The following is a 13,439-nucleotide window of genomic DNA, read 5'->3' as shown; positions in this document are numbered from 1 at the left end:
GTCAGGTCAGACCCCGATCCGGGGCGCCCAGCCAGACTCGCTGCCCCTCGGGTGTGACCGTCATACCGAACTGGTCCCGACCAGGTTCGCCCCACGACACCCACCGGAAGTAGGCGTCACACACCTGCTCCCAGAGGGGCCGGTCGCCGACCTGGTACACCTCGTACTCATCGGCGCCGGGTCGCCACTCCACCGTCCCCCACGAGTACGGGTCGGCCGGGTCCGACAGCCACAGCCGGAACAGCTCGCCGTCCTCATCGTGGTCGGCGGCACTCACGGAGGTCAGTCCGGTGAGCGCCGCGATGGCCAGGTCCGCCCCGGCGGGCGCGAACGCGACCGTGCGCGGGTCCACCTTCGTGGTGAGCCACCGCTTGTCCTCTGGACGGCGCGCGGCCCGGTCCTCCGGCTCCCGCTGGGAAGGCATCATCATGTACGAGGCGAAGCCGGGGAACCTCCCTTGGGCCGTCCCGTCCCGCATCACCACCAGGCGCAGGCCGTGGTTCTCACCGAACCCCGGGCAGTACGGCAGGACGATGACCGCGCCGGGCCTGCACTGCTCAACCCAGGCGTACGGCACCGTGTGCACGCCGCAGGTGACGTGCACCCGGTCGTACGGGGCCTGCCCGGGGCAACCGGCGGCGCCGTCACCGACGACCAGGTGCGGCCGGATGCCGCAGGCGGCCAGGTTCTTGGCCGCCTGCTCGGCCACCCCCGGGTCCACCTCGATCGACGTCACCGTGCCGTGCCCGCCCACGAGGTGGGACAGCAGCGCGGCGGTCCAGCCCGTCCCGGTGCCGACTTCCAGCACTCGATGCCCCGGCAGCGGGTCCAGCCAGCGCAGCAGATCGGCGACGGTGCTCGGTGCGGACGCCGAGGACGTGTAGTCGCCCGTCACCTTCCGGAGGTCGGTCGCGCCGTCATCGAGCTGGGTGACGATGGACATGTCGGTGTAGACGGCGGTGACCCAGTCCTGCGGGTCGGCCTCGCGGTCGATGACGCGCTTGTCGCCGTCGGGACCCGCGGCCAAGCCGACCTCGGGAATGAACAGGTGACGATGAACGGCGTGGAACGCGCGCCGGACCGCGTCGTTGACCAGGGTGCGGGCGCCGACCTCACGGATGAGCGCCTCGATCCGGTCGGGTTCGGTCACTTGCTCTCACCCTTGGCGTCGTCTTCTTCGCCCGCGTTACCCTTGCCGCCGCCGTGCCGTCCACCGCCAGGCTGCTGGTCGTGGTTGGGCTTGCCAGGCTTGATCTCCCCGCCCGCATGTTTCCCGCCCACGTCGGCCTCCTCATCCAGGGTGAATCGCTGAGCGTGATCTTATGACTACGCAAAGGGATGGGCAAGATGCCGTTCTATGGGCCTCGCCGGCCCTAGGGAGGGACCGTCGCGCCGTACTGGTCATCCGGGTTGCCCGGTCGTGCCGACGTGCGGGGTGATCTGAAGTGTCGGGTGGATCTGGTAGGACGGGATCCCCTGGAACCCCCCACGCGAGGACACCCGATGACCGACTTCGAGCTCCGTCAGCCGTACGCCGATCTGCCCACGGCCTCCGTGCCGTGGGACGAGGAGTTGGGCCCACAGCCCGATGCGGGCGCCGTCGTGTGGGAGCTTGGCGCCGGTGAGTGGTACGACGACGGCTTCGAGACCATCGGCGAGTGCTTCGACTGGTTCTTCGAGCACGTGGACACCGCCAAGGTCAGGGCCATCGTGATCGGCGAATGGGGCGAGTCCTACGCCGAGGACAGCGGGCCGATCGTCAGCCGGCTGGCGGAGGAGGCGGCCAGGCTGCCTGAGCTGCGTCATCTCTTCCTTGGCGACATCTCCTCCGATCAGGCCGAGATCTCCTGGATCCAGCAGTCCGACGTCACGCCGCTGCTGGAGGCGTACCCAGGGCTGGAGGTTCTGGAGGTGCGCGGCGGCTCGGGGCTACGGCTCCGGCCGGTGCGCCACGAGTCGCTGCGCATGCTCAGGATCGAGTCCGGCGGCCTGCCCGGAGAGGTCGTGCGCGCGGTCGGCGATTCCGACCTGCCCGCGCTGGAGCACCTGGAGCTCTGGCTCGGCGTCAGCCACTACGGCGGTGATGCCACGGTCGATGACTGCGCCGCGATCCTGAGCGGCGAGCGCCTGCCCCGGCTGCGTTACCTGGGGCTGCAGGACAGCGAGATCGCCGACGAGCTCGCCGCCGCCGTGGCCGGCGCCCCCGTCGTGGCCCGGCTGGAAACGCTGAGCCTGGCGATGGGCACGCTCGGCGATGAGGGAGCCGAGGCGCTGCTCAGCGGACAGCCTCTCACCCACCTGGGCATGCTGGATCTCCAGCACCACTTCCTCAGCAAGGCCACGGCGGCCCGTGTCAGGGCGGCGCTGCCCGGGGTGGAGGTGAACCTTTCCGACGCTCTGCAGGAGAGGTATGGGTCGGCTTACGTCGCGGTGAGCGAGTGACTCCCGGCCCACCCGGGGTGACTGCCGCCTACCACCGGGGGAGCGGGCTTTCGGAGGATGTCGGTTGGATCTGGTAGGACAGGACCCGCCGTACCCCCCGATACGAGGATGTTCCATGGTCTACGACTTCGACGACAACTACCACGAGGGCTACGCCGGGTTGCCCGAGGCGCACGTGCCATGGGACCAGGACGAGCCTCAGCCCGAAGCGGATGCCGTGGCGTGGTATCTCAGCGCCAGCGAGTGGCATGACGAGGGTCCCAAGGCCATCGGCGAATGCTTCGACTGGTTCTTCGAGCACGTGGACACCGCCAAGGTCAGGGCCATCGTGATCGGCGGTTGGGAGGAATGCTACTCGCAGGACAGCGCGCCGATCGTTAGCCGCCTGGCCGACAATGCCAACCGGCTGCCCGGGCTGCGCTGGCTCTTCCTCGGCGACATCTCCTCCGAGCAGGCCGAGATCTCCTGGATCCAGCAGTCCGACATCACGCCGCTGCTGGAGGCGTACCCGAAGCTGGAGCGCCTGGAGGTGCGTGGCGGCTCGGGGCTGGGGTTGCGGCCGGTGCGCCATGAGTCGCTGAGGATGCTCAGGATCGAGAGCGGCGGCCTGCCGGGGGCGGTGGTGCGTGCGGTCGGGGAGTGCGATCTGCCCGCGCTGGAGCACCTGGAGCTCTGGCTCGGCGTGACCGAGTACGGCGGTGACGCCACGGTCGGCGACTGCGCGGCGATCCTGAGCGGCGAGCGCCTGCCCCGGCTGCGCTACCTGGGGCTGCAGGACAGCGAGATCGCCGACGAGATCGCCGCCGCCGTGGCCGCCGCCCCCGTCGTCGCCCGGCTGGAAACGCTGAGCCTGGCGTACGGCACCCTGGGCAACGACGGCGCGGAGGCGCTGCTCAGCGGACAGCCTCTCACCCACCTGCGCACCCTCGACCTCGAACACCACTACCTCGACGAGGCGATGGCGGCCCGCGTCACGGCGGCGCTGCCCGGCGTGGAGGTGGACCTCTCCGACCCCCAGGGGGAGGACGAGGAGAACGAGTCGCGTTACGTCGCAGTGAGCGAGTGAGCGTGCGTTTCGCCGTGGCCGGCACGCCCGGTGACCGGCGGGTCGGCCTGTTCCGCGACGCGGTGGTCGGGCGGGGACTCGCCGAGCCGTACGTGGTCCCGTGGGTGGACGTGCTGGCCGGTCGCCCCCTCGGGGTGCCCGAAGGGGCGCTGCTGCGGATCGACTCGCCCGGGGAGGACGCGGCGACCGACGAGTTGCTGCGCGGACCCGGTGACCCCGCGCGGGTCGGCGGGGGCTCCGCCTGGTACAAGGCGTTCACCGCCGGGCTGGAGCGCCTGGCCGCGCTCCCGGGGGTACGGTTGCTGGCGGACGTGAGCGAGATCGGCGTGATGTTCGACAAGCGGCGCTGCCACGCGAAGCTGGCCGGGGCGGGAGTGCCCGTGCCACCCGCGTTCGAGGCCGGTTCGTACGCGGACCTCCGCGACGGCATGGCCGGGCACGGCTGGGCCAGGGTGTTCGTGAAACCGGCGCACGGTTCGTCGGCCTCCGGGGTGATCGCGTTCCAGGCTCACGGCGGGCGGATCAAGGCCGTCACGTCGGCCTGCTGGATCGACGGGATGTGGTGCAACTCGCTGCGGGTGCGGACCGTCACGGAGGAGGCCGAGGTCCGGCGGCTGGTGGACTTCCTGGGGGGCGACGGGCTGCACGTGGAGCGCTGGTTCCCGAAGGCGTCCGTCGGGGGCGCGGCGTTCGACCTGCGGGTGGTGACCGTGGCCGGGACGCCCACGCATGCGGTCGTGCGGGTCGGCCGCGCTCCCATGACGAACCTGCATCTCGGCGGGGTGCGCGGGGATCTGGACGTGGTGCGGGGGCGGGCGCCGCTGTGGGAGCGCGTGCTGGAAGTGAGCGCTCAGGCGGCGGCGTGCTTCCCGGGCAGCCTGAGTACGGGGGTGGATGTGCTGGTCGGAGCGAACTGGCGGTCGGTGGCGGTGGCGGAGGTCAACGCGTTCGGAGATTTGCTGCCGGGGTTGACGGATTTTTCGGGATATGGACGGGACACCTATGCCGAGCAGGTCAGGGCGGCCCTCGATGGCCGGCGCTGAGCTCGACGTTAACCGCATTGTGGGCAGTCACGACCTTCTCCTGGTCACGCTCGACACGCTCCGCTACGACGTCGCCGCCTCCCTGGCCGACGACGGGCTGCTGCCGAACCTCCTGCCCTCCGGCGTGCGCTGGGAGCGGCGGCACAGCCCCGGCAGCTTCACGTACGCCGCCCACGCCGCCATCTTCGCCGGTTTCCTGCCCACCCCCGTCACGCCGGGACCGCACCCCCGCCTGTTCGCGGCCACGTTCCCGGGCAGCGAGAGCACGGCGGGCGGCACGTGGGTGTTCGACGCGCCCGATCTGCCCAGGGGCCTGGCGCGGGCCGGATATCACACGGTGTGCGTGGGCGGCGTCGGGTTCTTCAACAAGCTGACCCCGCTCGGGTCCGCCCTGCCCGGCCTGTTCGCCGAGAGCCACTGGGAGCCGGAGTTCGGGGTGACGAACCCCGCCTCGCTGGAGCACCAGATCGACCGCGCCGACGAGGTGCTGCGCGACCGGCCGGGGCCGGTCTTCCTGTTCGTCAACGTCTCAGCCCTGCACCAGCCGAACCACTTCTACCTGCCCGGCGCCACCGGCGACTCCCTGGAGAGCCACGCCGCCGCCCTGCGGTACGTCGACCGGCACATCGGCCGCCTGTACTCCCTCATGAGCAGCCGCCGCCCGTGCCTGGTCATCCTCTGTTCCGACCACGGCACGGCGTACGGCGAGGACGGGCACGTCGGCCACCGCATCGGCCATGAGGTCGTCTGGACTGTCCCCTATGCCGAGTTCATCCTGGAGAGCAATGCGGCCGTATGAAGGCCCGTACAGCAGTTACGTCTACGCCTACCCGCACAAGACCGCCTACCGGCCGCTCGACCCGCGCCCGCATCTCAAGGAGGTCTGGGCCGGGGAACGGCCGGGAGCGCTGTACGTGCACATCCCGTTCTGTGAGATGCGCTGCGGCTTCTGCAACCTGTTCACCCGCACCGGCGCCCCTGAGGAACTCGTCACGGCCTACCTCGACGCCCTGGAGCGCCAGGCGAAGCAGGCGCGGGACGCGCTGGAGGAGACCGCCTTCGCCACGGCCGCGTTCGGGGGCGGCACGCCGACGTATCTCAGCGCCCGCGAGCTGACCCGGCTGTACGACCTCACCGAGCGCGTCATGGGGGTGGACCTGGCGCGGATCCCGCTGTCGGTGGAGACTTCCCCCGCCACCGCCACACCTGACCGCCTGTCCGTGCTGGCCGAGCGCGGGACCACCCGGGTCTCGATCGGCGTGCAGAGCTTCGTGGACGCCGAGGCCCGCTCAGCCGTACGCCCGCAGAAGCGCGCCGAGGTGGACGCGGCGCTCGACGCGATCAGGGCGGCCGGCGTGCCGGTGCTGAACATCGACCTGATCTACGGCATCGACGGGCAGACGCCCGAGACGTGGGTGTACTCGCTGGACACCGCGCTCGGCTGGCGGCCCGAGGAGCTCTACCTCTACCCGCTCTACGTCCGCCCGCTGACCGGGCTCGGCAAGCAGGGGCGGGCGTGGGACGACCAGCGGCTGGAGCTCTACCGGGCGGGGCGCGACCACCTGCTGGCGGCGGGGTACGAGCAGGTCTCGATGCGGATGTTCCGGTTGCCCGGCTCGCCGGCGACCACCGGTTACTGCTGCCAGACCGACGGCATGGTGGGGCTGGGATGCGGCGCGCGGTCGTACACGAGCCGGTTGCACTACTCCTTCGAGTACGCCGTTGAGGCCCGGCCCGTGCGGGCGATCATCGACGACTACGTGACCAGGACCGAGTTCGGCACGGCGGGGGTGGGCTTCGCGCTCCCGGTCGAGGAGCGCAAGCGGCGCCACCTCATCCAGTCGTTGCTGCAGGCCGAGGGCCTGTCGCGGCACCTGTACGCCGAGCGCTTCGGCAACGACGTGCTGACCGACTTTCCCCTGGACGAGCTTGGCGAGCGCGAGTGGCTGACCGTCTCGCCCACGACGATCGCGCTCACCCCCGAAGGACTGGCCCACTCCGACGCGATCGGGCCCGCCCTGTTCTCCCCGGAGGTCCGGCGGCTCATGGACGAGTACACGGCATGCTGACCATTCTCTACCGTGGCCCGCTCGCCAGTTGCGACTACGACTGCTCCTACTGCCCGTTCGCCAAGCGACGCGACACCCCCGAACAGTTGCGGGCGGACCGGGCCGCGCTGGAGCGGTTCGCCGGGTGGGTGGCGGCGCAGGAGTCCGAGGTGTCGGTGCTCTTCACGCCGTGGGGCGAGGGGCTGGTCAGGTCGTGGTATCGACGGGCGCTCGTCGAGCTGTCCTGGCTGCCGAACGTGGCCAGGGTCGCCATCCAGACCAACCTGAGCTGCCGTACCGGCTGGTTGGCCGAGGCGTCGGACCGGGCCGCGTTGTGGGTGACGTATCACCCGACGCAGGTCCCCTATGAGCGGTTGCTGGGCAAGCTTCGCACCCTGCCGGTACGGCACAGCGTCGGCATCGTCGGCGACCCCGCGCACCTGCCGGACGCCCGGCGACTACGGGCGGATCTGCCTCGGGAGACGTATCTGTGGGTCAACGCCGAGGAGGGCCGCCGCTACACCGACGCGGAGGCGGCGGAGTGGTCGCGGATCGACCCGCTCTTCCGCCACAGCCGCTTCGCCCATCCGAGCGCGGGGTTGCCGTGCCGGACCGGGGACAGCGTGATCTCGGTGAGCGGCGACGGCACCGTCCGCCGCTGCCACTTCGTCCCCGAGGTGCTGGGCAACCTGTATGACGGCTCGTATCGGGAGGCGTTGCGGCCCCGGCCGTGCCCCGCGACGGCGTGTGACTGCCACATCGGATATGTCCACCTGGAACCGCTCGGCCTCTACGACGTCTTCACCGGCGGAATCCTGGAACGTATCCCCGCCGCCTGGCCGGGAACCTGACGCGGAGCCCGGCTCAGGTCTCGCGTGCGGGGCGGTAGTCGGTCTCGGCCACCCCGAACGTCCACGCGACCCCCTCGCGCGCCCGGCTCACCCACGGCGGCACCCGCAGGAAATAGGTGCGGCGGGTGCCGTCGGGCTCGGGCGTGGAGTTGACCACCTCCACCATGACCAGCGGCTCGTCATCGGACAGCTCGACCCGCCACAGTTTGCCCGTCTCGTCGGAGTGCACAGGCTGCGCACCCGACTCGGCGAGGTAGCGGTCGAGCCCGAAGTGCTCCAGCATGACGCGCCGCAGCTCGGCGTTGTCCTCGTCGCGGATGCGCGCCGGGGTGAGGTCGCTCATCGTGGCGGCGAAGCCCGCCGGAACGGGCATGCCGTGCCAGGCGTGCAGCCCGAACCCGTCGGAGTAGGCCATGGCGGGCCCGTCGGCCCGATGCGGCCGCCCGAGCTCGTCAAGGTGCAGCTCGGCGGGCCGCTCGGTGACGATCGCCAACCGCTCGTAAGGCCACCACCAGCCCGCGCGCTCCGCCACCCGCTTGAGCCCGTCGAGCCCGTCGAACGCCGACAGCCAGGGGGCGTCGTGCTGCCCGAGCACCGCATCGAGCGTCGCCGCCCGCGCCGACCGCCCGGCGAGACCCTCCCCGCCCAAACGCTCCCCGCCGAGACCCTCCCCGCCCAAACGCCACCCGCCGAGACCCGCCCTGTCGAAGTGCTCCCCGTCGAGGCTCTCCTCCCCGAGGCGGGCGATGGCCCGGCGGAGGTCGGTGACCAGCCGGTCGACGCGGGGCCACAGCCGCCCGCCCGTCTCCGCCCAGAGCGCCGACCACCCGGCGGCCCCGAGCTCCAGTTGCGCCGCCGCCCTGGCCCGCTCCCAGGGCACGGTGCGGACCTCGTGACGCACCGACCGCCCCGGCTCCCCCAACGCCTCCACGGCTCGGATCGCCGGCCCGATCCCCGCGAACCCACCGCCGCTCTCCACGCCCGCGCGCCCAGCCGCCTCCACGCCCGCGCGCCCGGCCGCCTCAAGCGCCCCGCGCCCCGCCGTCTCCGGCGCCCCGCGCCCCGCCGCCTCAAGCGCCCCGCGCCCCGCCGCCTCCAGGGCGCCGCGCGCCGCTGTCTCCAGCGCGCCGCGCACGTCGTCGCCGCCCGTCAGCCAGGCCGCCGCGACGGCTCCCGCCAGGGGTGAGGGCAGCACGACGACCCGCTCGGGCTCGGCCAGCCCCGCCTCCCGGTATGCCTGCCGCACCGCGGACTCCGGGTCCTCACCCGGGCCTGTGGCGAAGGCGAGCCGCTCCCATGTCAAGGTCTCCATCAGTCGGCCACCACCCGGTAGGAGCCCGGCACGTATTCGCGCTGCCGGACCACGCGATACCACCCCTTCGGCAACGGGATCGTGTCGTGCTCCTCGTGCACGAGCCGGCCGCCTTCGGGCAGGTGCAGGAAGCCGCCGGAGAGCGTGCCGGGACCGGGGATCGCATGGCAGTGCCCGGTGGCCTCACCGTGGGCCAGCACGAGCCGCCCGCGGGCGTCGCGGGGCTCGGGCCGCACGGTTCGCGGCGCGGACTCTTCCGGCACGGGCACGATCAGGATGTCGCCCTGTCGGTACATCGACCAACCTCCGTCTCGGGGATGATCGCAAGCTATCGCCGCCGACCGACAATTCCCGGTCGTCCGCGACGGTCAGGGCAGCACGTACGGGCTCGTACTGGTCGCGCCGGAGGCGTTGGTGGCGGTGATGGAGGTCCAGCGGCCTGACGGGGTGTAGGGGACCCAGACCGAGTCGAACCTGTCGTGCCCGAACCATTCCTGGGGAACGTCGGCCTTCGCAGCCCCCGGCGACGCGAAGTGGAGGGTGGCGCCGCCCAGATTGTGGCCCTCGACCAGGACGCCCGGCCGGCCGTTCATGTCCTTCCTGGACGCGCCGACGATGATCGGCTGGCGCCAGGCGTTCACGATGTCGTCGGCCAGGGAGGGGGTGTCGTAGCGGGCCTGGCAGGTGAAGAAGGGGTCCCAGCCGTAGGAGATGACCTTCACGGCCCGGGTGCCCGCCGCCATGATCTGCTGGTCGAGCCGGGCCTTCGTGGTACGCCCGCGCAACGGTAAAGGCTCCACCCTCCCGCACTCCCCCGCCGCCGGGGTGGGCTCGAAGGCTTCCACGTTCACCCACAGCTCCACGCCGGGAGGAACGTTCTGGACCGCCACGTCGACGTAGTCACGGGTGGCCCCGTAGTACGCCTGCGCGTTGCTCACGTCCCCCACCACCGGCACCAGCCGCGGCGCCACCTTCGCGTCCTGCTCGTGCGGCCCGTAAAGCGGCACCTTGCCTGTGCCACGCCCGTCCTGGACGGCGATGGCCATGGGCGCGCCCGCCCTGGTCCCCGCGATGTCGGCCAGCCCCGCCACCACCTGCTCGGGCGGGAACCCGCGTCCCCTGCGCGCGTCGATGTACGGGCTGACCAGGATCTTCGTACCCGGCAGGGTGGCGGCGACGACCTGGTGCTGGGCCGCGTACAGGGCGATGATCGGATCCTTGTCCCCCCGGTCGCGCGCCGCCAGCTCGAACGACTGGTAAACCCCGCCGAACGCCGCCGACCCCCCGAAGCGCGTGCGGTAGTCGGTCAGCACCCGCGCGGTGAAGGCGTTCAGAGCGGCGATGTGCGCCTGGTCGGGCTCCCACGTCTTGTCCTGCCGCTGCGGCGCCGCCGGCAGGCCGGGGAACACCCGCATCCCGTACGCCGCCGCCTCCTTCATGAGGTTGCCCAGCCCGTCGCCGTCCGTGGAGATGAGCACGAGGTCCTGTACGCGGTCGGCGCAGGACGCCCCCAGCCCCACCCGGTAGAAGATCCGCCCCCGGCTCTCGATCCGCCGGTCCAGCCCCTGGCACCGCAGCAGCCCGCTGCCGAACTCCTCGCTGGTCGTGTACGTGTAGACCTGCCGGATCTCCTTGCCCGGCACCTGCGCGCACGGATGCCCGTCCACCACGCAGTCGTCGAAGTCGGGGTCCGGGCTCGCGTTGAACCGCGGCCCGAAGGTGACGAGCGTGTCGGCGCCGATCGAGTGGATCGCCTCCACCATGCGCCTGGTCACGCACGCGTCGGCCCTGGGCATGACCCAGTAACCGGTGATCGGGTACGGAGCCGCCACCCGGGCGTCCCTGGCCGGGCACTCCTCCACCTCGGAGTCGTCGGTCACGACCAGACCCACCACGAAGGAGACCGCCACGACCAGCCACAGGATCTGCCGCACCCACGCCCCTTCCACGCCATCCCCAGCCTACGCACGGAACGCGATCTCGGGCCGATCCGGCCATATCGACCCCCCACCGTGATCCGCCACCGCCTGACCACGGACAATGGCGAGAGGGGGGTGGACATCGTGCGCATCGACCTCAGCGGCAAGACCGCCCTGGTCACCGCCTCGACCCAGGGGATCGGGGCGGCCATCGCCACCGGGCTGGCCCAGGCCGGGGCGAGTGTGGGGATCAACGGCCGCAGCGTGGGCTCCGTGACCGCGGCCATGGAGAAAATGGGCACCGGAACGGAGGGGGCACTGCTCGCGGCGCCCGGCGACGTCACCACCGACGAGGGGTTGGCGCAGGTGACGCAGGCGCTGCCGCACCTGGACATCCTCGTCAACAACCTGGGGCTCTACGAGGCCCGGCCGGCGCTGGAGATCGACGACGCCGAGTGGCGACGTTACTTCGAGACCAACGTGCTCAGCGCGGTCCGCCTCACCCGCGCCTACCTGCCCGGCATGATCGATCAGGACTGGGGCCGGATCCTTTACATCGCCAGCGACTCCTCCGTCGCCATCCCGGCCGAGATGATCCACTACGGCATGACGAAGACGGCGCTGCTGGCCGTCTCCAGGGGGTTCGCCAAGGCGGCGGCCGGGGGCGGGGTGACGGTCAACTCGGTGCTCGCGGGGGCGACGCACACGGCAGGCATCGAGGAGTTCGTCTACCAGCTCGTCGACAAGCAGTTGCCCTGGGAGGAGGCGCAACGGGCGTTCATGCGCGAGCACCGGCCGCTCTCGCTGATCCAGCGCCTGATCGAGCCCGAGGAGATCGCCAACATGGTCGTCTACCTCAGCTCGCCGCTGGCCTCCGCGACGACGGGCGGCGCGCTGCGGGTGGACGGCGGTTACGTGGACTCCATCCTGCCCTGACGGGTGCGCCGTCCTCCCCCGAAGGGGGGTGGTGCGGCCCGCTCGCGGGGGGATGTGGGCGGGGTGGGTACGCGGCCAGCCTGAAGGCATGATCTTACAGACGCTGCTGGCGAGCGCCCTGACGCTCGGCACCCTCACCCCCGCACAAGCCCCAGCCGCCGGGCAAGCCCCAGTGCAAGCGCCATTCCCCGCAAAAGCCTCGCGGCCCACCGTCACGTGGCAGCCCTGCCCCGCCTACTCCGACGACGTGCTGCGCTCGCGTGGCCTGCGGAGCGAGGACTTCGCCGCGTTCAGGGCCCTGCTGGGCCGGACAGAGTGCGGCACGCTCGATGTCCCCCAGAACTACCGGGACCCGCGCGGCAAGCAGATCACCATCGCCCTGACCAGGCTCAAGGCCACCGGCAGCCGCCTCGGCAGCCTCGCGGTCAACCCCGGTGGGCCGGGCAGCAGCGGCTACCTGATGCCGATCGACCTGGTCATGAGCGGCGTCGCCCTGAACGAGCGCCACGATCTGATCGGCTTCGACCCGCGCGGCGTCGGCTACAGCACGAAGGCCGCGTGCCCGGGCGGCGTGGGGCCGCGCCCGCCCTCCGGGCCCGTCACCGAGGAGCGGGCCAGGCTGATCCACGCCGACGTCGTCCGGGCCAACCGGGCGTGCGGCAACTCGGATCCCGCGTTCCTGGGGCAGCTCACGACCGCGAACGTGGCTCGCGACCTGGACCGGATCCGCTCGGCGCTGGGAGAGCCGCGGATCGGCTTCCTCGGCGTCTCCTGGGGGACGTGGCTGGGTGTGGTCTACCGGAGCCTGTTCCCCGGCGGCGTCCGACGCATGTGGCTGGACAGTGTCGCGCCACCGGTGCCCAGGATGGACGTCTTCACCGAGGTACGCGCGACGGCCACCGCCCGGGACTTCGAGCGCATGGCCGCCTGGATCGCGGCGGGGAACCGTACGTACGGGCTCGGCGCGACCAAGGAGGAGGTGGTGGCGACGCTGACCAGGATGCGGGAGGAGTTCGAGGCCCGCCCCCTGACGTTCACCGACATCGGCCTGACCGTGGACGGGATGCTGATCGCCCAGGCCGCGAGCCAGCCCAGCGCGGCCTGGCCGGAGGTGGCCCAGGTGCTGAAGGAGCTGAAGGAGCTGGGGGACGCGCCGGGCCCCACGGCGCCGCCCACGGTCCGCCGGATCTTCGGCGAGGCCCCGCCGCCCCCGCCCGCCGACGCGCCCGAGCGGAACAACCCCACGGCGAACCTCGCGTTCTTCTGCAACGAGGATTCCGGGCCCCGCACGTTCGAGTCTGCCTGGAACGCCTACCGCGAGCGGCTGGAGCGCCACCCGGTGACCGGCGCGGCCACTCCGCCCATCCCCCTGTGCGCGGGATGGCCGCTGCCCGTGCGGACGACGCGGCTGCGCCATGGCGGCGGCTCGCTGGTGCTGTCGGGGCACCTGCACGAGAGCCCGTCCCCGTACGAGTGGACGGTGGAGACGCGGGCGGCCGTCGGCGGGCACGTGGTGACCATCGACGACGACATGCACGGCTCCGCGCTCCGGGTGCCGGACTGCGCCGCCAAGGTGGTCGACTACTTCGAGACCGGGCGGCTCACCGGGACGTGTCCCGGCGTGCCGGTGCCGCCCGACGGGCGCTGATCACGCCCGACTGGAATGCCGGGAAACGGTCCTTTTTCGGTCGCGTCCCGGCAGTTCAGCCGCCGTTCACCTTGACCAGGCGATAAATCGGCGCGGCGATAGGTGAATCCGTTCACCGACGCCCCCGGAACGCCCGGCCGGGAAATCAGCAGTCACATTGCTCACTGGCACACC

Annotated in this window: 13 protein-coding genes; 8 read left to right on the top strand and 5 right to left on the bottom strand. The window is 71.8% G+C overall.

Features of this window, described 5'->3' with window-relative positions:
• Position 1: 1 nt before the first annotated feature.
• Positions 2-1,150 (bottom strand): methyltransferase domain-containing protein, encoded by a 1,149-nt coding sequence (locus BLS95_RS23990; RefSeq protein ID WP_090935243.1) that lies wholly within the window; start codon positions 1,148-1,150, stop codon positions 2-4.
• The gene (locus tag BLS95_RS59105; RefSeq protein ID WP_281250032.1) at positions 1,147-1,281 is read right to left on the bottom strand and encodes a hypothetical protein; all 135 of its coding nucleotides are present in this window, start codon (positions 1,279-1,281) and stop codon (positions 1,147-1,149) included. Before BLS95_RS59105 ends, BLS95_RS23990 begins: the two co-directional genes overlap by 4 nt.
• Positions 1,282-1,503: 222 nt before the next feature.
• Between BLS95_RS59105 and BLS95_RS23985 the strand changes: the two genes are divergently transcribed.
• The 6 genes from BLS95_RS23985 to BLS95_RS23960 all read left to right on the top strand — a co-directional run bounded on the left by BLS95_RS23985 (position 1,504) and on the right by BLS95_RS23960 (position 7,450).
• Positions 1,504-2,442, top strand: coding sequence for an STM4015 family protein (locus BLS95_RS23985; protein WP_176993361.1), 939 nt, complete (start codon positions 1,504-1,506; stop codon positions 2,440-2,442).
• A 115-nt stretch (positions 2,443-2,557) separates the two neighbouring features.
• On the top strand, positions 2,558-3,508 hold the full coding sequence (locus BLS95_RS23980; protein ID WP_090935241.1) for an STM4015 family protein: 951 nt from the start codon (positions 2,558-2,560) through the stop codon (positions 3,506-3,508).
• On the top strand, positions 3,505-4,551 hold the full coding sequence (locus BLS95_RS23975) for an STM4014 family protein (RefSeq protein ID WP_342742756.1): 1,047 nt from the start codon (positions 3,505-3,507) through the stop codon (positions 4,549-4,551). Before BLS95_RS23980 ends, BLS95_RS23975 begins: the two co-directional genes overlap by 4 nt.
• Entirely contained in the window at positions 4,538-5,350 is an 813-nt protein-coding gene (locus BLS95_RS23970) for an STM4013/SEN3800 family hydrolase (protein WP_090935238.1), read from the top strand. The genes BLS95_RS23975 and BLS95_RS23970 overlap by 14 nt, the downstream gene beginning before the upstream one ends.
• Entirely contained in the window at positions 5,337-6,620 is a 1,284-nt protein-coding gene (locus BLS95_RS23965) for an STM4012 family radical SAM protein (protein ID WP_090935235.1), read from the top strand. The genes BLS95_RS23970 and BLS95_RS23965 overlap by 14 nt, the downstream gene beginning before the upstream one ends.
• A complete protein-coding gene (locus tag BLS95_RS23960) occupies positions 6,614-7,450 on the top strand; it encodes an STM4011 family radical SAM protein (RefSeq protein WP_090935232.1) in 837 nt (278 codons plus the stop codon). The genes BLS95_RS23965 and BLS95_RS23960 overlap by 7 nt, the downstream gene beginning before the upstream one ends.
• Before the next feature lie 13 nt (positions 7,451-7,463).
• On the opposite strand, the gene BLS95_RS23955 is transcribed toward BLS95_RS23960, so the two are convergent.
• The 3 genes from BLS95_RS23955 to BLS95_RS23945 all read right to left on the bottom strand — a co-directional run bounded on the left by BLS95_RS23955 (position 7,464) and on the right by BLS95_RS23945 (position 10,696).
• Positions 7,464-8,762, bottom strand: a complete 1,299-nt coding sequence (locus BLS95_RS23955; protein WP_090935230.1) for a DUF6745 domain-containing protein — start codon at positions 8,760-8,762, stop codon at positions 7,464-7,466.
• Positions 8,762-9,058, bottom strand: a complete 297-nt coding sequence (locus tag BLS95_RS23950; protein WP_090935227.1) for a hypothetical protein — start codon at positions 9,056-9,058, stop codon at positions 8,762-8,764. The genes BLS95_RS23955 and BLS95_RS23950 overlap by 1 nt, the downstream gene beginning before the upstream one ends.
• 72 nt (positions 9,059-9,130) lie before the next feature.
• On the bottom strand, positions 9,131-10,696 hold the full coding sequence (locus BLS95_RS23945) for a DUF4434 domain-containing protein (protein WP_090935224.1): 1,566 nt from the start codon (positions 10,694-10,696) through the stop codon (positions 9,131-9,133).
• A 129-nt stretch (positions 10,697-10,825) separates the two neighbouring features.
• Between BLS95_RS23945 and BLS95_RS23940 the strand changes: the two genes are divergently transcribed.
• Positions 10,826-11,617 carry an SDR family NAD(P)-dependent oxidoreductase gene (locus tag BLS95_RS23940; protein ID WP_090935987.1) on the top strand — a complete coding sequence of 264 codons (792 nt, stop codon included), beginning with the start codon at positions 10,826-10,828 and terminating at the stop codon, positions 11,615-11,617.
• 88 nt (positions 11,618-11,705) lie between these two features.
• A complete protein-coding gene (locus BLS95_RS23935; RefSeq protein ID WP_090935221.1) occupies positions 11,706-13,265 on the top strand; it encodes an alpha/beta fold hydrolase in 1,560 nt (519 codons plus the stop codon).
• The last annotated feature ends 174 nt before the right edge of the window (positions 13,266-13,439 follow it).

This window comes from Nonomuraea jiangxiensis, assembly GCF_900099965.1.
Classification (GTDB): domain Bacteria; phylum Actinomycetota; class Actinomycetes; order Streptosporangiales; family Streptosporangiaceae; genus Nonomuraea; species Nonomuraea jiangxiensis.
This window is presented reverse-complemented; position numbering and strand designations above follow the sequence as displayed.